Origin of the sequence: Amycolatopsis sp. NPDC051372, from assembly GCF_040682095.1 — a bacterium.
In the GTDB taxonomy this organism is placed as follows: Bacteria; Actinomycetota; Actinomycetes; order Mycobacteriales; family Pseudonocardiaceae; genus Amycolatopsis.
On the sequence record NZ_JBFBAF010000012.1, the window covers coordinates 69275 to 89998 of the forward strand.

Genomic DNA, 20724 nt, shown 5'->3' on the forward strand with positions numbered 1-20724 from the left:
CACACCCTCATCGGCGAGCACGTCGACGGCCGCTTGTCTGGCGGGGACTCGGGCCGTCGTCTGCTCTCCTCGTCAGTCGCGCCCGGAGAGCTCTTCGACGACCTTCAGCAGCGCCGAGTGGTCCAGCGAGCCGTGGCCCATGGCGCGCCCCGCGGCCACGAGCTGGGCGACCAGCCCGGTCAGCGGCAGGGCGACGTCGGCCTGGCGCGCGGCCGCGAGCGCGATGCCCATGTCCTTGTGGTGCAGGTCGATCCGGAAGCCCGGCTGGAACTGCCGCGCGACCATCGACTTGCGCTTGAGCTCCAGGATGCGGCTCCCGGCGAGCCCGCCCGCCAGCACGTCGAGCCCGGTGCCGGCGTCCACCCCGGACGCCTCCAGCAGCACGATCGCCTCGGCGACCAGCCCGTAGATGCCGCCGACCACGAGCTGGTTGGCCGCCTTCACGACTTGGCCCGCGCCGTGGGGTCCCACGTGGACGATCGTCTTGCCGAGCACCTCGAAGATCGGCTTGGCCGCCTCGAAGTCCCCGGTCTCGCCACCGACCATGATGGACAGTGCGGCCTGCTCCGCGCCCGCCTGGCCCCCGGAGACCGGCGCGTCGAGCACCCGGATCCCCTTGGCACCACCGGCCTTCGCGACGGCGATCGACGTCTCCGGGCGGATGGTGCTCATGTCGGCCAGCAACGTGCCCGGCTTGGCGACGTCGAGCACCCCGCCCGCCGCCAGCACCACCTGCTCGACCTGCGGGTGGTCGGGCAGCATCGTGACGACCACGTCCGCCTCGGCCACCGCGTCGGCCACGTCGGACGCCGCGCGCCCGCCCGCGGCGGTCAGCTTCGCCAGCGCGTCGGCGCTCAGGTCGAAACCGCTCACGTCGTGTCCCGCACCGGCCAGGTGCGCGGCCATGGGCGTGCCCATCACGCCCAGGCCGATGAATCCCACCTTGCTCATTTGTCTCCCCTTCGCTCTTCCGGCAGCCAGGCCAGCGACGCGAGCGTGGGACCCTCCGGTTTGTACTCGATCCCCACGTGCCCGCGGTAGCCCGCCGCCTCCAGCTTTTCCAGGTGCCCCTCGAGGTCCAGCTCCCCCGTGCCCGGCTGGTGCCGGCCCGGCGCATCGGCGATCTGCACGTGCCCGGTGCGCGGGGTGTACCCGGCGATCACGGAGTCGAGGTCGTCGCCGTTCACCGCCAGGTGGTAGAGGTCCGCGAGCAGCAGCACGTTGTCCAGCCCCAGCCGGTCGGCCACCGCGACCGCGTCGGCCGCCGTCTTCAGTGGGTACGCCGGCGTGCCCGACAGCGGCTCGAGCACGATCTGTGCCCCGATCTTGCCCGCCGCCTCCGCGGCCGTGGCCAGGTGCTCCAGCGCCAGCGCGTCCTGTTCGGACGGTGCGACGCCGTCGAGCCGGTTGCCGTACAGCGCGTTGAAGCTGCGGCAGCCGAGCCGGTCCGCGATCCCGATCGCGATCGTCAGGCTCACCGCGAACTCGGCCTCGCGCCCGACCCACGACACGAGCCCGCGCTCGCCCGCGGCCATGTCGCCGGCGAACAGGTTGAGCCCGGTCAGCCGCACGCCGGCCTGCTCGATGGAGCGCACGAACTTCTCGACCTCGACCGGCCGCGGGTCGGCACTGTCGAACGGCCACCAGTACTCGACCGCGGTGAAGCCCGCTGCCCGAGCGGCCTGCGCGCGCTCGAGCAGCGGGAGCTCGGTGAACAGGATCGACAGGTTGGCGGTGTAGGGCAGCGAGTGCCGCGCCCCGGCGGGACCGGTCATCGGATACCTCGGCTCATCGGATTGCTCGGACCTCTTCATTTCGCATCACGGAAGCTTTCTTCCGCATATCGAGAGTATGCCGCCTGGCGGGCACGCGGTCAACGGCCACGGGGCAGAGCGCACGCGGTGAGAAGCATGCGGTTAGAGGGCGGAGTGCAGTTCCGCCACCGCGCCACAGTCGGCGCCGGCCGCGAGGTCCACCACGGTGTCGACGGTCGGCTCCAGCGCGCAGTGCGCCCGTGCGTCGCGGAAGCACCGTTCCAGCACTGCGTCGCCGGGGTAGGCCGAGGACAGCCGCAGGGCCGCCTCGGTGATGGCCGTGACGGCTTCCCCCGCGGACAGCCAGAGGTGGAAGAACTTCGCCAGCGCGTGGACGGGGTCCCAGCTGTACGTCGCGAACGCGTCAGCGGCCAGCACCCGCACGGCCGAAGCCCGCAGGCGCATCCGGGCCGACTCCACCCGCGCCGCGCCGGTACCACCCGCGGCGACCCGCTCGATCGCGACCTCCGCGAGCCCCAGCGCAACGGCCGCACCGAGGCCGAGGAACCACGGCAACGCCAGATCCAGCACCACCTCGGCGCCGTCGCCGTCGCGCCCGAGGACCGTGTTTTCGGGCAGCTGTACGGGATCCGCGCACACCGTGGTAGCCGCGGACGCCCGCAACCCCAGGCCGCCGCCCGAAGCGGGCACGAACAAGCCCGGCGCGTGACCGGGCACGAACCACAGCGTCGCGGCGCCCCGGCCGCTCGCCGGCCGGGTCGACCACACGTAGCTGTCGGCCTCGCCCGCCGCGATCACACCCGCCTTCCGGCCCGCCAGGTCGACGACCCCGCCGTGGGCACTGGCCACGCCGTCGGGTGCGAGCAGCCGGCTGCCCTGCGCCGCGTCGGACAGCGCCAGCGTGCTGAGGTGGCGGCCCGCGGCGAGGTCTGCGCGCACGGATTGGTCGGCGTGCACCTCCAGCACCGCGACGGCCGCGAAGTGCGAACGCAGCACCGTGGCCGTGCTCGCGCACGAACGCGCCACCACCTCGACCACCCGCGCGGCTTCCGCCAGCCCGTGGCCACCGCCGCCGAGGCGCCGCGACGCCGTCATCGCGAGCACACCCTTGCGGCTCAAGGCGGCCACCGCCGCTCGCGGGAACCGCGCGAGCCGGTCGGCTTCGGCCGCGGCCGGCGCGACGGTGGCGGCCACGATTCGGGAGATTTCTTCGACAGAAGGCACCATTGCCCCCTTCGTTCGGGGTTTGCCGCGAGGAAAAGAGCGCGCGGGACCCGCCGTCCCGCACGTCCGCGGTGAAGGTGGCCGGGACGGGAGACGGCGGGTCCGTGGGAAGGCGGTCCGGGACCGCCCTCAGGTGTTCTGCACGTGCTGCCAGCCGAAGCGGCCCTTGATGCAGAGGTTTCCGTGGGTCACGGAGCTGTCGTGCGGGCTGGTGACCTTCACGATCTCGTTGTCCTGCACGTGGAGGGTGAGGTTGCAGCCGACTCCGCAGAACGTGCACACGGTCGTGGTTTCCGTCTGCCGGGACTCGTCCCAGGTGCCGGCCTCGCGTTTGTCGTGCTCGGCCTTGAAGCTCAGCGCGCCCGTGGGACAGACCTCGACGCAGTTTCCACAGTAGACACACGCGCTGTCGGGCAGCGGCGTCGAGAACTCCGTGGAGATCCGCGCACCGAACCCGCGCCCGGCCACCGAGATCGCGAACGAGTTCTGCCACTGGTCTCCGCAGGCGTCCACGCATTTGTAGCACAGGATGCACTTGCCGTAATCGCGCACGTAGAGCGCGTTGTCCACCTTGACCGGCTGACGCACGGTGGCCGCGGTGAGGCCGTCGACGGGCTCGTGCTCGCCCGGCAGCGCGTCGTCGCGATCGTCGGAAGGCGGCGCCGGCGGGCCGAACCGCTCGGGGTCGGCGCCCGCCTCCGCCATCCACTCGGCGACGCCGGGAGTGGTCGACAGGTCGGTCGCCGACCCGAGCAGCTCCAACACGACCTTGCGACTCGTCCGAGTGCGCTCGGAATCCGTGTGCACGACCATGCCCGGCTCGGCCTTGCGCGAGCACGACGGCACCAGGGTCCGCGAGCCCTCGACCTCCACCATGCACACGCGGCACGCGTTGGCGGGTTTGAGGGTGTCGCCGTAGCACAGCGTGGGGATCTCTTTCCCCACTGCCGAGCACGCGTCGAGAATCGTGGCGCCCTCGGGCACACTGACGGTCTGACCGTCCACAGTGAACTCCACGAGGCGCTTCGGCAGCCCCAGTTCGACGATCGTCATGGCTCCTCCACGGTAAAGAGTGTGTCGTCGGTGGTCATGACTCCGCTCCGTTCAACGCACCCAGCCGCTCGACGGCCGACTCGATCGCGTTCCACGCCGTCTGCCCCAATCCGCAGATCGACGAGTCCCGCATCACCTGCCCGACCTCCCGCAGCAACGCCAGATCGTCCGCACCGGTGCTCAGCTTGCGCCCGCCCACGATGCGGCTCACCGCCTCCTCCTGCCGGACCGTCCCGATCCGGCAGGGCACGCACTGCCCGCACGACTCGTCGCGGAAGAAGGACGCGATGCGCAGCAGAAACCCGCCGAGGTCGGCCTGGTCGTCCAGCGCCAGCACGACGCCGGAGCCGAGCGTGGTGCCGGCGGCCCGCGCGTCCTCCATCGTCAGCGGCAGGTCGAGCTCGTCGGGCCGCACGAACCCGCCGGCGGCGCCGCCCAGCAGCACTGCCCGCAGCTCACGGCCTTCCGGCACTCCCCCGGCCAGCTCCATCAGCTCACGCAGCGTGGTGCCGAACGGGACCTCGTACACGCCGGGCTTGCGCACGTTGCCCGACAGGCAGAACAGCTTGGGCCCGGCCGATTTCTCCGTGCCGATCTCCCGATACGCCGCATGGCCGGCGGTGAGGATCAGCGGTACGTTGACCAGCGTCTCGACGTTGTTCACCACCGTCGGCTTGCCGAACAGGCCCTGCTCGGTCGGGAACGGCGGCTTCGACCGGGGCTCCCCGCGGAAGCCCTCGATCGAGTTGAAGATCGCCGTCTCCTCGCCGCAGATGTACGCACCGGCGCCGCGGCGGATCTCGATGTCGAACGAGAACCCCTCGTGGCCCATGATGTCGGTGCCGAGGAATCCGCGCTCGCGGGCGACGTCGATCGCGTTCTGCACGAGCCGGCGCGCCCGCGGGTACTCGCCGCGCAGGTACAGGTAGCCGAGGGTGGCGCCGGTCGCGAACCCGGCGATCGTCATCGCCTCGACCAGCGCGAACGGGTCGCCCTCCAGCAGCACGCGGTCCTTGAACGTGCCGGGCTCGCTCTCGTCCGCGTTGCACACCAGGTAGTGCGGCAGAGCGGGCTGGCGCGCCGCGCCCTCCCATTTGCGCCCGGTCGGGAACGCGGCGCCGCCGCGGCCCATCAGCCCGGAGTCGGTGACCTCGCGTATCACGCCGTTCGGGCCGAGCTGCAACGCGTTGCGCAGCGCCGCGTAGCCACCGGTGGCGCGGTAGTCGTCGAGGCTTTCCGGGTCGACAGCCCCGATCCGGTGCAGCAGCTTGAGCGACTCCCGGTCGGTCTGGTGCAGCACCGGCGCGGCGCCCTCCTCCGTGGCTGGTGACCGCCCGGCGGCCAGCACCACCTCCGCACCGGTGGCGGGCGCGAGCAGCTCGGTGCCCGCCGGGTCGCCGGCCTCGAACGCCAGCGCCGCCGGCGCCTTCTCGCACACACCCAGGCACGGGCTGCGCAGCCACGTGACCCCGCTGCGTGCCTTGCCCGCCGGGCCGACGTGCTCGGTGAGCGTGTCGCACACCGTGTCGGCCCCGTTGACCCGGCACGCGAGGTCGGTGCACACGTGCACCACCCGCTCCGGCCGTTCGGTGAGCGAGAACAGCGAGTAGAAGCTCGCCACGCCGTACGCGTCGGCCGGCGGCACGTGCAGCTTCTCGCAGATGTAATTCAGCGCGCCCTGGCTGATCCAGCCCACGCGGTCGTTCACCGCGTGCAGCGCCGGCAGCAGCTGATCCCGTGCCGCACCCTCGGGCAGCGCGTCGACGGCCGCGCGTTCTTCGAACGTGGCCTTCGCGTCGAGGAACTGGAGATCCATCCCCGCCCCCCTCAGCCCGCGACCGCGTCGGCGGGCAGCTTGTCGACCCGGATCGCCGCGGCCTTGTACTCCGCCGTGCCCGCCACCGGGTCCGTCGCCTCGATGGTGATCACGTTGACGTCGACCTCGTCCGGGAAGTGGAACGTCATGAACGCCAGGCCGGGGCGCAGCCCCTCGTCGATCCGCACCGGCGCGACGATCGCACCGCGCCGCGATGAGACCTGCACCATTTCGTCCTCCACCACACCCAGCTGCGCGGCGTCGGCCGAGCACAGGTCGAGCGTCTCGCCGCGCCGGCGCGGCGACGGGAACCCGCCGGACTGCACGCCGGTGTTGTACGAGTCGAGCCGCCGGCCCGTGGTGAGCCGCAACGGGAACTCGTCGTCGAGCACGTCGACCGGCGGGCTGTGGCGCAGCACGGTGAACGGCGCCGGCCGGCCGCGCTCGGCCGGGTCCTCGGCCCACAGGCGGGCGTGCAGGAACGACGGCTCCAGTCTGTCCTCGCTGTAGCACGGCCACTGGATGCCGCCGAGCTCCTCGAGACGCTCGTAGCTCATGCCGGTGTGGATCGGCGAGAGCGACCGCAGCTCGTCCCACACCTCACGGCCGTCGTCGCCGCTGTAGTGCCAGTCGTGCCCGAGACGACGGGCGAGCTCCGAGAGCACCTCGATGTCGTCGCGCGCGCCGGCCGGCGGGTTCACCGCCTTGCGCACGCGCTGCACGCGCCGCTCGCTGTTGGTGAAGGTGCCGTCGCTCTCGCACCACGCGGCCGACGCGGGCAGCACCACGTCGGCGAGCTGCGCGGTCTTGGTGAGGAAGATGTCCTGCACCACCAGGTGCTCGATGTTCGACAGGCGCTTGATCGTGTGCTCGCAGTCGGCCTCGGACTGCACCGGGTTCTCCCCGATCACGTACACGCAGGTGATCAGGCCGTCCTCCATCGCCTCGAGCATCTGCGTGAGGTTCTTGCCCTTGTACGGCGGGATGTGCGAGCCCCACGCCTCGTCGAACTTCGCGCGCACGGCCGGATCGAGGATGTCCTGGAACCCGGGCATCCGGTCCGGGATCGCGCCCATGTCGCCGCCGCCCTGCACGTTGTTCTGCCCGCGCAACGGGTTCAGCCCGGCGCCGTAGCGCCCGACCTGCCCGGCCAGCAGCGACAGGTTGATCAGCGACAGCACGTTGTCGGTGCCGTTGTGGTGCTCGGTGATGCCCAGCGTCCACGACATCTGCCCGCGGTCGGCGCGCGCGTAGGTGTGGGCCAGCTCCTTGATGAGCTCGGCCGGCACCTTCGTGACCTGCTCGGCGACCTCGAGCGTCCACGGCTCCACGGAAGCGGCGAACTCCTCGTAGCCCTCCGTGGCCCGCTCGATGAACGTGGTGTTGGCCAGTCCGGAGTGGATGATCTCCCGCGCGATCGCGTTGGCGAGCGGGATGTCGGTCCCGACCTCAAGCTGCAGCTGCCGGTGCGCCCACTTCGCCGTGCTCGTCCGGCGCGGGTCCACCACGAAGAGCTTCGCTCCCTTGTGGACGGCCTTGAGCACGTGCTGGAAGAAGATCGGGTGCGCCTCGCGCGGGTTGCCGCCCCAGATCACGATCACGTCGGAGTCTTCGATCTCCGCGTACGACGACGTGCCGCCGCCGCTGTCGAACACCCGCGCCAGACCCGCCACGCTCGGCGCGTGGCAGGTCCGGTTGCACGAGTCGACGTTGTTCGTGCCCATCACCGCGCGGGTGAACTTCTGGGCCACGTAGTTCATTTCGTTCGTGGACCGCGCGCAGGAGAACATGCCGAAGGCCTCGGGGCCCTTCGTCTCCAGTGTGCGCCGGAACCCCGCGGCGGCGCGGTCGAGCGCCTCTTCCCACGTCGCCGGCCGCAGCACACCGGAGTCCCGCACCAGCGGCTCCGTCAGCCGGGCGTACGGCGTGGTGTCCTTCCTGCGCTTCATCTTCTGCCTCCAGGAGGTGGTGGGATGGGTGTCAGCCGACCGGCACGGCGGTGGCCGTGCGGTTCAGCAGGCCGATGGCCGCGTGCACGTGGCGCAGCGCGGGTGCGGGCACCCCGGTGAGCTCGGCCAGCTCGACGACGGCGCCGATGATGGCGTCGATCTCCAGCGGCTTGCCGGCCTCGAGGTCCTGCAGCATCGACGTCTTGTGGTGGCCGACGCGCCAGGCGCCGTCGATCCGCTTCTCCACGGAGACCTGGGGATCCGCCCCCGCGGCCCGGGCGATCGCGAGGGTCTCGGTCATCATCGTGGCCACGAGCCCGCGCGTGTCTTCGTGCTCGCACATCTGCGCCATCGTCGCCCGCGTCAGCGCGCTCAACGGGTTGAAGGCGACGTTGCCCATGAGCTTGACCCAGATGTCGTCGCGCAGGTTGGGCTCGACGGGCGCCTTGAGGCCGCCCTCGATCATCGCCTCGGACAGCGCGACGCAGCGGGGTGAGACCCCGCCCGCCGGCTCGCCCAGGGAGAACCGCGTGCCCTCGAGGTGGCGGATCACGCCCGGCTCCTCGATCACGGTGGAGCAGTAGACGACGCACCCGATGGCGCGCTCGACCGCCATCACCCGGCTGGTCTCGCCGTCCGGGTCGACGGTCTCGACCCGGTGGCCCTCAAGCGGATGTCCGGTCAGGCCGTGGAAGTACCACCACGGGATCCCGTTCTGCGCCGCGACGAGCGCGGTGTCGGGGCCCAGCAGTGGCTCGAGCAGCTCACCGCTGCTCGGGTAGGAATGGGCTTTGAGCCCGAGGAAAACGAAGTCGACCGGGCCGATCTCGGCCGGGTCGTCGGTGACGTGGGGACGCGCGGTGAAGTCTCCGCGGGGACTGAGCACCCGCACTCCGTGTTCGCGCATCGCCTCGAGGTGCGCCTTGCGCGCGACCAGATGGACCTCGGTGCCGCCTCGGTGCATGGCCGCACCCACGTAGGCGCCGATCGCGCCCGCGCCCAGAACAGCAACCCGCATGGTGTGCCTCCCGCTCGGTCGAACACAGCGATTGCATACAGTATCCCGAGAAATGTCCGGGCACCAGGATCCGGTGATGGAATTCGCCGATGACACCCGGGCGGAGCAGGCAGACTCGATACTGATTGTCATTTCAGACCCGTCCGATTGATCCACTTCGGGTGAGATCCAGACCACAGAGTGAAGAGTTGGGATTTTGCATACCAAAACCTGTATTCTTGGATCAGCTCCACGAAATCCCGCGGTTTTCCCGCGTTCCCGCGGACCGCGTCTACCCAGACCAGAGGTGCCCCGTGACCCAGACCGCCTCTCCCCTGCCCGAGCGCGGGCCCACCGGTCGGCGAACGGCCAAGGGGTCCCTCGCGGCGAAGTCCGCCCAGCGTGTGGAGCGGCCGGCGCCGCTGCGCCAGGTCGTGTACGACGCGCTGGCCGAACTCATCATCAACCGCACGCTCGAGCCCGGGCAGCACCTCGTCGAAGCCGACCTGGCGGAGTACCTCGGCGTGAGCCGTCAGCCGGTGCGCGAAGCGCTGCAGCGCCTGCAGACCGAGGGCTGGGTCGACCTGCGGCCCGCGCAGGGCGCGTTCGTGCACATGCCCACCGACGAGGAGGCCGACCAGCTGCTCGGTGTTCGCGCGGTGCTCGAGACCCACTCCGCCCGACTGGCCGCCGCGTGCGCGACCGAGGCGGACGTGGCCCGGCTGTGGGAGCTGCAGAACGCCGGTCTCGAAGCCCTCGCCGCCGACGACAGCGAAGGCCTGGTCTCGGCCAACGCCGACCTGCACTCGTTCCTCACCGAGCTGACCGGCAACGCCGTCCTGGCCGAGCTGATCGGGCTCGTCGACCGCCGCGTGCGGTGGTACTACACGCCGATCGCCCGGCCCCGCGGCCACGACGCCTGGCACGAGCACGCCGAGCTGATCGAGGCCGTCGCGGCACACGAGGTCGACAAGGCGGAGAAGATCATGGCCCACCACACGGAACGCACGCGCCGGGCGTTCCACGAGCGGCCCGAAGCAGCCCGGGAGTGACGGGGCGGGCGTCAGCCGCCCCCTCACTCCCGGGCCCTGTACCGAAAACCCCGGCAGGCGTCAGCTGCCGGCGGTCCCGGCGGCCGGTGAGGCCTGTGCGACCACGCCGGTCTGCTCCGAGGCGGTCGGGCCGCTGCGGCGACCCGGCTGGCGCAGGAACAGCACCATCACGGCCGAGAGCAAGGCGATGCACCCGGCCAGGATGTACGCACCGGTGTAGCCCCACGCCGCGATCACGCCCGCGGCCAGACCACCGCCGCCGACACCGCCGATGAGCTTGGCGCTGTAGACGAGGCCGTAGTTGGTCGCGTTGTGGTTCTCCCCGAAGTAGTCCGGCACGAGCGCGGCGAACATCGGGTAGAACGCGCCGCTGCCGAACCCGGTCAGGATCGCGAAGAACATGAACCAGAACAGGCTGTGCGTATTGCCGGACCACATCACGCCGAACTGCGCGACCGCGGCGATCACGAGCACCCAGAACAGCGTCTGCTTGCGGCCGATGCGGTCCGAGGCCCAGCCGACGAGCGCGCGGCCGGTGCCGTTCACGATGGCCAGGAGACCGGCCGACGACGCGGCCACGAACGGACCGAAGTTGCTCTGCTCGGCGAACGGCACCTGGAAGTTGATGCCGAACAACGAGACACCGCCGATCACGATCAGCGTGACCCACATCAGTGGGAGCATGCCAGTCCTGATCGCTTCCATCGGCGTGAACTGCCGGACGGCCGGTGGGTTCTTCTCGAGGCTCTTCGCGTTGCCGGTCGCCTTGCCCTTCAGCCAGGCGATCGGGTCGACCTCGGCCGGCCACCAGTTCTTCGGCGGGTCCTTGAACAGGAACCCGCAGATCCCGACGACCAGCAGCATGTAGAGGCCGATGGCGTCGAGCGTGATGGTCAGGTTCTCGTGCCCCAGGAAGGCGCTGAACAGGTAGATGAACGGCACCGAACCGTAGGCGAAGCCGCCGTTCACGAAGCCGGTGCGGGCACCGCGCTTCTCGGGGTACCACTTGCCGACCATGTTGATGCAGGTGGCGTAGACCAACCCGGCGCCGGTGCCGCCGAGCACGGAATACCCGATGAACGCGAGCACCAGGTTCCCGCTGTGCGCGATGGTGAAGTAGCCGATCCCGGAGCAAAGCGCGCCGATCAGCATGGCGGTCTTCGCCGAGACGATGTTCTTCTCGCGCAGCCGGCCGGCCGGGAACGCGACCCCGGCCTGGAACACGGCCCAGATGCTGGCCAGCCAGAACGCGTCCGACAGCGACCAGCCGTATTTGTCTTCGAGTGTGCCTTCGACGGCTCCCCAGCCGTACTCGAACACACTCACCGCCATCATGGCGACCCACGGCAGCCAGACCATGAATGCGCGTGAGCGGCCCATGATGTCTCTGGGACTCTCACCGATCCGGTACTTGCGTCCGTTGTCGTCGACGATCTCCTGGTACGTCGGTAAGGCTGCGGTCATGAGAGTTCTCTTTCGTCAACGTTGACTTCGGTTCCCTCTGAGTGGGGTGGCTCCTTGCCCCCCGCCGGGCGCGACCGCGCGCGCCCGGCGCTTCGTGCGTGTGCTCGTGTCCCCCGCTTGGCCGACGGCTAGGTGTCCGGCAAGATACGCCTCCTTCCCTCTCGCCGGAAGTGATCAGCCGAGCAGTCCGGCCGACCGCGCCCAGCGGTACTTGGCACCGAGCACCGCCACGGGCTTCTCGGTCGTGTAGGGGTAGGCGACGATCCCGTTGGCGTAGAGGTGGTCGCTCGCCTGCTCCACCTCGACATCGCCCGAGAGCGACGCCACCACCGGCTTGTGGATCCCCTTGCGGCGGAACTCCTCGACCACGTCCACCACGAGCTCGGCGAACACCATCGGCGGCGTGACGATCGTGTGCCAGTAGCCGAGAATCAAGGAGTGGATGCGCTCGTCCGAAAGGCCGAGCGCGATCGTGTTCCGGTAGGTCGACGGCGGCTCGCCACCCGTGATGTCCACCGGGTTGCCGGCCGCGCCGAACGGCGGGATGAACTTCCGGAACGCCTCGTCGAGGTCACCGGGGATCTCCATCAGCGAAAGGCCGTTGTCCACGCAGGCGTCGGACAGCAGCACACCCGAGCCGCCGGCGCCGGTGATGATCACGACGTTCTCGCCCTGCGGAGTGGGCAGCAGCGGGATACCGCGGGCGTACTCGAGCATGTCGTTGAGCCCCGGCGCCCGGATCACGCCGCTCTGGCGCAGGATGTCGTCGTAGACCTTGTCGTTGCCGGCCAGCGCGCCGGTGTGCGAGCTCGCCGCCTTGGCGCCCTGGGAGGTGCGCCCGGCCTTGAGCACGACCACCGGCTTCTTCGCCGACACGCGCTTGGCGGTCTCGGCGAACGAGCGGCCGTCCTTGAGGTCTTCGAGGTGCATCGCGACGAGCTGAGTGTTCTCGTCGTGCTCGAAGAAGGTGAGCAGGTCGTCCTCGTCGATGTCCGCCTTGTTGCCCACGCCCACGATGGACGACACACCCATGCCCGCCGAGCGGCTGAAGCCCAGGATCGCCATGCCGATGCCGCCGCTCTGCGAGGAGAGTGCGACACCGCCCTTGACGTCGTACGGCGTGCAGAACGTCGCCGACAGGTTTTCGGGTGTGTAGTAGTAGCCGTAGATGTTGGGGCCGAGGACGCGCACGCCGTGCTTGCGCGCGATCGCGACGACCTCGTTCTGCAGCTCGATGTTGCCGGTCTCGCCGAACCCGGACGGGATCAGGATCGCCCCGGCCACGCCCTTCGCCCCGGCCTCTTCCAGCGCGGCCGCCACGAACTTCGCCGGGATGGCGAACACCGCGACGTCCACGTCTCCGGGTACGTCCGAGATGCTCGCGTACGCCTTGCGGTCGAGGATCTCCGACGCCTTGGGGTTAATCGGGTAGATCTCCCCCGCGTAGCCGCCGTTGACGAGGTTCTTCATCACCGAGTTGCCGATCTTGCCGGCTTCGGCCGAAGCCCCGATCACCGCGACGGCGGCCGGCTTCATGATCCGGTTCATCGACGCGAGGATCTCCTCCTGCGTGAACCGCACCGGCTCTTTCGCGGCGTCCGGGTCGACCAGGATGCGCACGTCGACCGCGGTCGCGCCGTCGGCCGTGGCGAGCACCGGGTTGAGGTCGACCTCGGCGAGCTGCGGGAAGTCGCTGACCAGCTGCGAGAGGTTGTGGATGATGGCCGTCAGGGCCTTCTTGTCCACCGGCTCGCTGCCGCGGACGCCGTTGAGCACCTCGGCCGCGGCGATACCGTCCACCATGGACAGTGCCTCGTGCTCGCTGGTCGGGGCCAGCCGGAAGGTCACGTCCTTGAGCACCTCGACGAGTACGCCGCCGAGGCCGAAGGCCACGATCTTGCCGAAGGTCTGGTCGGTGACCGACCCGATGATGACCTCCTGCCCCGTGGTCAGCATCTGCTGCACCTGCACGCCGATGATGCCGGCCTCGGCGTTGTACGCCTTGGCGTTGGCCAGGATCGTGGCGTACCCGTCGGCCACCTGCTCGGCCGTGCGCAGGCCGACGAGCACTCCGCCGGCCTCCGTCTTGTGCAGGATGTCGGGCGACACGATCTTCAGCACCACCGGCAGGCCGATCTCCTGCGCCTGCGCCACGGCCTCGTCGGCCGAGGTCGCCAGGCGCTCCTGCGGGGTGGGGATGTCGTAGGCCTCGCAGACCGCGCGGCCTTCGGGAGCGGTGAGCGACGAACGTCCCTCGGCCGCCGCCTGTGCCAGGATCTTCTCGACCGCTTCGCGGCCGGTTCCCGTGGTCATCCAGAATCTCCTTAGATCACGCCTGCGGTGCGCAGCCGCTCGAGGTCGTCGGTCGCGTAGCCGAGCTCGCTCAGCACCTCGTCGTTGTGCTCGCCCAGCAGCGGCGAACGGCCGATGTCCACCGGGGAGTCGGACAGCTTGAGCGGGCAGCCCACGGTCTTGAACTTCCCGCGCTCGGGGTGGTCGATCTCGACCACGGAACCGAGCTCGGCCAGCGTCTCGTCCTCGATGAGCTCCTTCGTGGACAGGATCGGGCCGCACGGGATGTTGTGGGCGTTGAGCTGCTCCATGACCTCCCACTTGGTGTGGCGCTCGGTCCACTGCTCCACGAGCGCGAACACCTTGTCCAGTTTGGACAGCCGGGCTTCGGGCGTGGCCCACTCGGGGTCCTCGGCGAGCTCGGGCTGGCCCAGCAGCTCGGTGAGCGGCTGCCAGCCGACCGGCTGGATGATCACGTAGATGTAGTCGTTCGGGCCGCCGGGCGCGCACCGCACCGCCCAGCCGGGCTGGCCACCGCCGGAGGCGTTGCCCGAGCGCGGCACCTCGTCGCCGAACACCTCGTTGGGGTACTCGCCGAGCGGGCCGTGCGCCAGGCGCTGCTGGTCGCGCAGCTTGACGCGGCAGAGGTTGAGCACGGCGTCCTGCATGGCCACCTGCACCCGCTGCCCGCGGCCGGTGTTCGTGCGCTGGTAGAGCGCGGCGAGCATCGCGGCCACGAGGTGGACGCCGGTGCCGGAGTCGCCGATCTGCGCGCCGGTCGCGGTGGGCGGGCCCTCCTCGAAGCCGGTGGTGCTCATCGAGCCGCCCATGGCCTGCGCGATGACCTCGTAGGCCTTGAAGTCGGCGTAGCGGCCCGGCCCGAAGCCCTTGATTGAGGCGTAGATGAGGCCCTCGTTGATCTCCTGCAGTTTCTCCCAGGAGAAGCCGAAGCGGTCGACCACACCGGGACCGAAGTTCTCCACGAGGATGTCCACACCGGACACCAGTTTGGTGAAGATCTCCTTGCCCTCATCGCTTTTCATGTTGAGCGTGATGCTGCGCTTGTTCCCGTTCAGCATCGTGAAGTAGAGACTGTCCACTCCGGGCAGGTCCCGCAGCTGGCCGCGCGTGATGTCACCGCGGCCCGGCGTCTCCACCTTGATCACGTCCGCGCCGAGCCAGGCGAGGATCTGGGTCGACGACGGTCCTGATTGGACATGGGTCATGTCGAGGACGCGGACGCCCTCAAGTGCCTTTCCCATTTTTCCTGCCTCCCGACTACTTGTACATCGTCTGGTTCATGGTTCCGGGGGCGTACGCGTCCGGGTCGACCCAGACGTTGATCAGCGACGGCTTGCCCGACTCGCGGGCGCGCTGCAGCGCCGGCGCGATGTCCTTGGGGTCGCGGACCTCTTCGCCGTAGCCGCCGAGCATGCGGGCGAACTGGTCGTAGGGGACGTCGCCGAGGGTGTTGCCGATGCGTTCGCGCGCCAGGCCGTACTTCTGCGCCTGGCCGTAGCGGATCTGGTTCATCGACGAGTTGTTGCCGACGATCCCGACGAACGGCAGGTTGAACCGCACCAACGTCTCGAAGTCCCAGCCGGTGAGGGAGAACGCGCCGTCGCCGAAGAGCGCGACGACCTCCTTGTCCGGACGGGCGTGCTTGGCGGCCATCACGAACGGGATGCCGACGCCGAGGGTGCCGAGCGGGCCGGGGTCCATCCAGTGGCCCGGCGACTTCGGCTGCACGACCTGGCCGGAGAAGGTGACGATGTCGCCGCCGTCACCGATGTAGATCGAGTCCTCGGTGAGGAACTCGTTGATCTCGTGCACGAGCCGGTACGGGTGGATCGGGTTCGCGTCGGAGTGCTGCTGCGGCAGGCGCTTCTCCTTCGCCTTGTCCTCCACGGCGCGCAGTTCTTCCAGCCACGGCTTGCGGGCCGGCGCGCCGTTGTCGACGCGGCCCGACGCGGCCTGCGACACCCCGGCGAGGATCTGTCCCGCGTCGCCGACAAGGCCCAGGTCGATGTCACGGTTCTTGCCGACGGTCTTGTAGTCGAGGTCGATCTGCACCACCGTCGCTTCGGGCGAAAGCCGCTTGCCGTAGCCCATGCGGAAGTCGAACGGCGTCCCGACGATCACGATCACGTCGGCGTTGTCGAACGCGTACCGGCGCGAGAGCTGGAAGTGGTGCGGGTCGCCCGGCGGCAGCGTGCCGCGGCCCGCGCCGTTCATGTAGGCGGGGATGTTCAACGTGCGCACGAGTTCCGCCGCCGGCTCGGCTGCCCGGGTGGTCCAGACCTGGCTGCCCAGGAGGATCACCGGCTTCTTCGCGTGCACCAGCAGGTCGGCGAGCCGTTCGATGTCGGCCGGGTCGCCGGCGCTGCGGGTGGACGCGCGGTAGCGGCCCGCCTCGGGGATCCGCGCGGCCGACAGCGGCACGCGAGCGTCGAGCACGTCGCGCGGGATCTCCAGGAACGCCGGGCCGGGCGCGCCCGCCAGGGCTTCGCGGAACGCCATCGACACGAGGTCGGCCGCGCGGGCGGTCGAGGGCACGGTCGCGGCGAACTTGGTGATCGGGTTCATCATGTCCACGTGCGGGAGGTCCTGCAGTGAGCCCATCTTGTGCTGGCTCAGCGCGCCCTGACCGCCGATCAGCAGCATCGGGCTCTCCGCGCGCAGCGCGTTGGCCACACCCGTCACCGCGTCCGTGGTGCCCGGGCCCGCGGTGACGACCGCGCAGCCGGGCCGGCCGGTGATGCGCGCGTAGCCGTCGGCGGCGTGCGCGGCGACCTGCTCGTGGCGTACGTCGATGACATTGATGCCCTCGTCGACGCAGCCGTCGTAGATGTCGATGATGTGCCCGCCGCACAGCGTGAAGATCGTGTCGACGCCCTCTGCCTTGAGCGCCTTGGCCACCAGGTGCCCGCCGGAGATCGTGTCCGGAGCCGGCTGGCCGCCGTTCGTCGCAGGGGCGGCCCGGTCCTTGTCGACGTTCTGGCCGGTCGTGGTTGGCGCCATTGCTCAACTCCTCTGGTCTCACGCCGGACCTCTCTGATCCGGGCGCTCGTTCCGGTGCGCTCCCCGGTCTGCACTGCCGTCGGTCCACAGCCGCGGCGAAGGGCATCCCTCCAGGTCAGCGGCACCTTCACCGAAAACTGTAGATTGCATACCGTATGAGGTAGGCATTAGAATTACTCCCCGAGCGACCCGCTGTCCAGGGCCATCCGCAGGTTTGTCCGGAGGTTTTTTTCGCCGGAGCCGCTGCGGATGACGGCACGCCGGACGGCCCTTTCCTCCCCAGTCCCGTTCGCGGCCCACCCGGGCCCGCCAGGAAGGACTCAGATGGATCTCTTCGAACACGAGGCGCGCGAGCTGTTCTCCTCGCACGGCGTACCGGTCCCCCGCGGCCGCGTCGCCACGAGCCCGGAAGAAGCGCGCGCGGCCGCCGTGGTGATCGGCGGCACCGTCGTGGTGAAGGCCCAGGTGAAGACCGGCGGACGCGGCAAGGCCGGCGGCGTCAAGCTCGCGGCCACCCCTGACGACACGGAACAGGTCGCCGACGACATCCTGGGCATGGACATCAAGGGCCACACCGTGCACAAGGTGCTGGTGACCGAGGCGAGCGAGATCGCCGAGGAGTACTACGTGTCCTACCTGCTCGACCGCGCGGAGCGGACTTTCCTCGCCATGGCTTCGGTGGCCGGCGGCATGGAGATCGAGGAGGTCGCGGCAACGCGGCCCGAGGCGCTGGCCAAGGTGCCGGTCGACGCGCTCACCGGCGTGGACCGCGCCAAGGCGGCCGAGATCGTCGCCGCGGCGCAGTTCCCGGCCGAGGTGGCCGACGACATCGCCGACGCGCTGGTGCGGCTGTGGGACGTCTTCGTCGCCGAAGACGCCACCCTCGTCGAGGTCAACCCGTTGGCCCGCACTCAGGGCGGCGCGGTGATCGCCCTCGACGGCAAAGTCACGCTCGACGCCAACGCCGAGTTCCGCCACGCCGACCACGCGGCGTTCGCCGACCCGGACGCCGGCGACCCGCTGGAGCGCGAAGCCGCCGAGCAGGGGCTCAACTACGTGAAGCTCGACGGCGACATCGGCGTGATCGGCAACGGCGCCGGCCTGGTGATGTCCACATTGGACGTCGTCGCGGCCGCCGCCGCCGAGCTGGGCGCGCGAGGACCGGCGAACTTCCTCGACATCGGCGGCGGCGCGTCGGCCGGGATCATGTCGGCCGGGCTCGGCGTGATCCTCGGCGACCCCGACGTGCGCAGCGTCTTCGTGAACGTCTTCGGCGGCATCACCGCGTGCGACGCGGTGGCCGACGGCATCGTGCAGGCGCTGGGGATCCTCGGCGACCGCGCGACGAAACCGCTCGTCGTGCGCCTCGACGGCAACAACGTGGCCGAGGGCCGGCGCATCCTCGCCGAAGCCGGCCACCCGCTCGTGACCGTGGTGGAGACCATGGACGACGCCGCCCGCGAGGCGGCCAAGCTCGCGACCGTTACTGCTAGCGCGGAGGCCTGAGAAGTGGCGATCTTCCTGGACGAGAACAGCCGTGTCGTCGTGTCGGGCATGACCGGCGCCGAGGGCATGAAGCACACCAAGCGGATGCTCGCCGCGGGCACGAACGTGGTCGGCGGCGTGAACCCGCGCAAGGCGGGCCAGAAGGTGGCGGTCGGCGAGCACGAGCTGCCCGTGTTCGGCAGCGTCGCCGACGCGATGGCCGAGACCGGCGCCGACGTGGTGGTGCTGTTCGTGCCGCCGCCGTTCGTGAAGGACGCGGTCATCGAGGCCGTCGATGCCGAGATCGGCCTGGCCGTGGTCATCACCGAAGGCGTGCCGGTGCACGACTCGGCGGTGTTCTGGGCGCACGCCGTGGCCAAGGGCGGCAAGACGCGGATCATCGGCCCCAACTGCCCCGGCATCGTCTCCCCCGGCCTGTCCAACGCCGGCATCATCCCGGCCGACATCACGGGCCCCGGCCGCATCGGGCTGGTGTCGAAGTCGGGCACGCTCACCTACCAGCTCATGCACGAGCTGCGCGACATCGGCTTCTCCACCTGCGTCGGCATCGGCGGTGACCCGGTGATCGGGACCACGCACATCGACGCGGTCGAGGCCTTCGACAAGGACCCGGAGACCGACGTGATCGTGCTGATCGGCGAGATCGGCGGCGACGCCGAGGAACGCGCGGCCGCCTTCGTGAAGGCCAACGTGAGCAAGCCCGTGGTCGGTTACGTCGCCGGGTTCACCGCGCCGGAGGGCAAGACGATGGGCCACGCCGGCGCGATCGTCTCCGGCTCCGCGGGCACGGCCGTCGCGAAGAAGGCGGCGCTGGAGGCGGCGGGCATCCGCGTCGGCCGGACCCCGAGCGAGACCGCGCGGCTGGTGCGCGAGGTCCTCGCGGGAACGCCGTAACCGTGGGCGAGATCGACGCGCTGGTCGCCAACGCCGGGCGCTACCACCGCGGTCTCGACCACACCCGACTGGTGAAGCGGCCACGCCGGCGCGTGGCGGTGGTGGCGTGCATGGACGCGCGGATCAGCGTGTACCGGTTGCTGGGCCTGGAAGAGGGCGACGCGCACGTGATCCGCAACGCCGGCGGCGCCGTGACCGACGACGCGATCCGGTCCCTGGCGGTGAGCCAGCGGCTGCTGGGTACCCGGGAGATCATCCTGGTCCACCACGAGGACTGCGGCATGCGAACCTTCACGGACACGGAGTTCGCCCGCCAGGTCGAGCAGGGCACCGGGATCCGGCCGCCCTGGTCGGCCGAGGCGTTCACCGACGCCGAGCAGGACGTGCGCCAATGCCTGCGCCGCGTGCGCAGCAGTCCGTTCCTGCCGCACACCGCGTCCGTGCGAGGGTTCGTGTACGACGAGCGGACCGGGGCGATGACCGAGGTCGGCGCCGCGGGCCGGCCGGACTAGGAGGTACACCATGCACCGGGGATGGGCCGAGGCCCGCCGGATCGCCCGCGACGCGGTGAAGCCGCTCGAGGCGGTGGAACTGCCGCTGAGCGAAGCGCTGGGCCGGGCGCTGGCGAGCCCGGTCCGTGCCCTGGTGCCGATGCCGGCGTACGACAACTCGGCGATGGACGGGTACGCCGTCGCCGGGCCCGGACCCTGGACCGTGGTGGGCGCGGTCCGGGCCGGCGGCGCGCCGTACGCCGGGGTGCTGGCCCACGGCACGGCGCTCGAGATCGCCACGGGCGCCCCGGTCCCGGCCGGCACGCGGGCGGTGCTGCCGGTGGAGCACGCCGTCCACAGTGGACGCCGGGTGAGCGGCACCGTGGTGACCGGCAAGCACCTCCGCCGCCGGGGTGAGGACTGTCCCGAGGGCGAGGAGCTGCTCACCACGTCGACCACCGTGACGGCCGCGGTGCTCGGCGTGGCGGCGGCCGTCGGGCACGACACGCTGCTGGTGCACCGCCGGCCGCGCGTGTCGGTGGTCGTGACCGGCGACGAGGTGCAGACCTCCGGCCTGCCGGAGCCGGGCCGCGTGCGTGACGCGATCGGGCCGCTGCTGCCCGGCCTGCTGCGCGCCGGGGGTGCCGACGAACACGGCCTCGTCCGGCTCGCCGACCGGCCCGACGCCCTCACCGCGGCGCTGACCGACGACGACGCGGACGTGGTGGTGGTCTGCGGCGCCACCTCCCAGGGGCCGGCCGACCACCTGCGGGGCGTGCTGCGTGCGCTGCTCGCCGATGTGCGTGTGGACGGTGTCGCGGTCCGGCCCGGGCACCCGCAGCTGCTGGCGGTGCTGCCGGACGGCCGGTGTGTGGTCGGGCTGCCGGGCAACCCGTTCGCGGCGCTCGGGGCCGGGTTGACGCTGCTCATGCCGTTGCTGACCGAGCTCGGCGGGCACCGCGAGCCGGCGCCCGTCACGGCGTGGGCCGCCGAACCCCTGCCGGCACACCCGAGCGACACCCGGCTCGTACCCGTCGTGCGCTCGGGCGGCGACGTCACCCCGGTGGGCCACGACCGGCCCGGTTCGCTGTGGGGCGCGGCGCTCGCCGACGCCCTCGCCGTGGTGCCGCCGGGCTGGCGGGGCGGTGACGTCGAACTGCTGCCCCTGCCCTGACCACGAGCACCCGAGG

At 70.7% G+C, this 20724-nt stretch carries 16 protein-coding genes; 5 read left to right on the forward strand and 11 right to left on the reverse strand.

Features of this window, described 5'->3' with window-relative positions; translation table 11 throughout:
• Nucleotides 1–72: 72 nt before the first annotated feature.
• The 7 genes from AB0M56_RS19590 to AB0M56_RS19620 all read right to left on the reverse strand — a co-directional run bounded on the left by AB0M56_RS19590 (nucleotide 73) and on the right by AB0M56_RS19620 (nucleotide 8835).
• Nucleotides 73–951, reverse strand: a complete 879-nt coding sequence (locus tag AB0M56_RS19590) for a 2-hydroxy-3-oxopropionate reductase (protein ID WP_364177878.1) — start codon at nucleotides 949–951, stop codon at nucleotides 73–75.
• Nucleotides 948–1775 (reverse strand): TIM barrel protein, encoded by an 828-nt coding sequence (locus AB0M56_RS19595; RefSeq protein ID WP_364177881.1) that lies wholly within the window; start codon nucleotides 1773–1775, stop codon nucleotides 948–950. The genes AB0M56_RS19590 and AB0M56_RS19595 overlap by 4 nt, the downstream gene beginning before the upstream one ends.
• A gap of 141 nt (nucleotides 1776–1916) precedes the next feature.
• The gene (locus tag AB0M56_RS19600) at nucleotides 1917–3002 is read right to left on the reverse strand and encodes an acyl-CoA dehydrogenase family protein (protein WP_364177884.1); all 1086 of its coding nucleotides are present in this window, start codon (nucleotides 3000–3002) and stop codon (nucleotides 1917–1919) included.
• A 126-nt stretch (nucleotides 3003–3128) separates the two neighbouring features.
• Nucleotides 3129–4052 carry a 2Fe-2S iron-sulfur cluster-binding protein gene (locus tag AB0M56_RS19605; protein ID WP_364177887.1) on the reverse strand — a complete coding sequence of 308 codons (924 nt, stop codon included), beginning with the start codon at nucleotides 4050–4052 and terminating at the stop codon, nucleotides 3129–3131.
• A gap of 34 nt (nucleotides 4053–4086) precedes the next feature.
• Nucleotides 4087–5868, reverse strand: a complete 1782-nt coding sequence (locus AB0M56_RS19610) for an NAD(P)H-dependent oxidoreductase subunit E (RefSeq protein WP_364177889.1) — start codon at nucleotides 5866–5868, stop codon at nucleotides 4087–4089.
• Nucleotides 5869–5879: 11 nt separating this feature from the next.
• Nucleotides 5880–7817, reverse strand: a complete 1938-nt coding sequence (locus AB0M56_RS19615) for a molybdopterin-dependent oxidoreductase (RefSeq protein ID WP_364177892.1) — start codon at nucleotides 7815–7817, stop codon at nucleotides 5880–5882.
• A gap of 31 nt (nucleotides 7818–7848) precedes the next feature.
• Complete coding sequence (locus tag AB0M56_RS19620) at nucleotides 7849–8835, reverse strand: 2-dehydropantoate 2-reductase (RefSeq protein WP_364177895.1); 987 nt, start codon at nucleotides 8833–8835, stop codon at nucleotides 7849–7851.
• Nucleotides 8836–9128: 293 nt separating this feature from the next.
• On the opposite strand from AB0M56_RS19620, the gene AB0M56_RS19625 reads away from it, so the two are divergent.
• Nucleotides 9129–9866 (forward strand): GntR family transcriptional regulator, encoded by a 738-nt coding sequence (locus AB0M56_RS19625; RefSeq protein ID WP_364177897.1) that lies wholly within the window; start codon nucleotides 9129–9131, stop codon nucleotides 9864–9866.
• 60 nt (nucleotides 9867–9926) lie between these two features.
• Here the strand turns inward: AB0M56_RS19625 and AB0M56_RS19630 are convergent, their stop codons facing one another.
• From AB0M56_RS19630 to AB0M56_RS19645, 4 genes are all read right to left on the reverse strand, one after another.
• Nucleotides 9927–11330 (reverse strand): OFA family MFS transporter, encoded by a 1404-nt coding sequence (locus AB0M56_RS19630; protein ID WP_364177900.1) that lies wholly within the window; start codon nucleotides 11328–11330, stop codon nucleotides 9927–9929.
• Nucleotides 11331–11504: 174 nt separating this feature from the next.
• Nucleotides 11505–13643: an acetate--CoA ligase family protein gene (locus AB0M56_RS19635; RefSeq protein ID WP_364177902.1), complete on the reverse strand. Its 2139-nt coding sequence runs from the start codon at nucleotides 13641–13643 to the stop codon at nucleotides 11505–11507.
• Between the two features lie 11 nt (nucleotides 13644–13654).
• Nucleotides 13655–14884, reverse strand: a complete 1230-nt coding sequence (gene frc, locus AB0M56_RS19640) for a formyl-CoA transferase (protein ID WP_364177905.1) — start codon at nucleotides 14882–14884, stop codon at nucleotides 13655–13657.
• 16 nt (nucleotides 14885–14900) lie between these two features.
• Nucleotides 14901–16643, reverse strand: coding sequence for a thiamine pyrophosphate-binding protein (locus tag AB0M56_RS19645; RefSeq protein ID WP_364177908.1), 1743 nt, complete (start codon nucleotides 16641–16643; stop codon nucleotides 14901–14903).
• Nucleotides 16644–16967: 324 nt separating this feature from the next.
• Here AB0M56_RS19645 and sucC point away from each other — a divergent pair, with 324 nt between their 5' ends.
• From sucC to AB0M56_RS19665, 4 genes are read left to right on the forward strand one after another with little or no spacing between them, the layout of a single operon-like run.
• Nucleotides 16968–18149, forward strand: coding sequence for an ADP-forming succinate--CoA ligase subunit beta (gene sucC, locus AB0M56_RS19650; protein ID WP_364177911.1), 1182 nt, complete (start codon nucleotides 16968–16970; stop codon nucleotides 18147–18149).
• Between the two features lie 3 nt (nucleotides 18150–18152).
• Entirely contained in the window at nucleotides 18153–19043 is an 891-nt protein-coding gene (gene sucD / locus AB0M56_RS19655) for a succinate--CoA ligase subunit alpha (protein ID WP_364177914.1), read from the forward strand.
• Between the two features lie 2 nt (nucleotides 19044–19045).
• Nucleotides 19046–19555 (forward strand): carbonic anhydrase, encoded by a 510-nt coding sequence (locus AB0M56_RS19660; RefSeq protein WP_304504299.1) that lies wholly within the window; start codon nucleotides 19046–19048, stop codon nucleotides 19553–19555.
• 10 nt (nucleotides 19556–19565) lie between these two features.
• Entirely contained in the window at nucleotides 19566–20708 is a 1143-nt protein-coding gene (locus AB0M56_RS19665; protein ID WP_364177917.1) for a molybdopterin molybdotransferase MoeA, read from the forward strand.
• The last annotated feature ends 16 nt before the right edge of the window (nucleotides 20709–20724 follow it).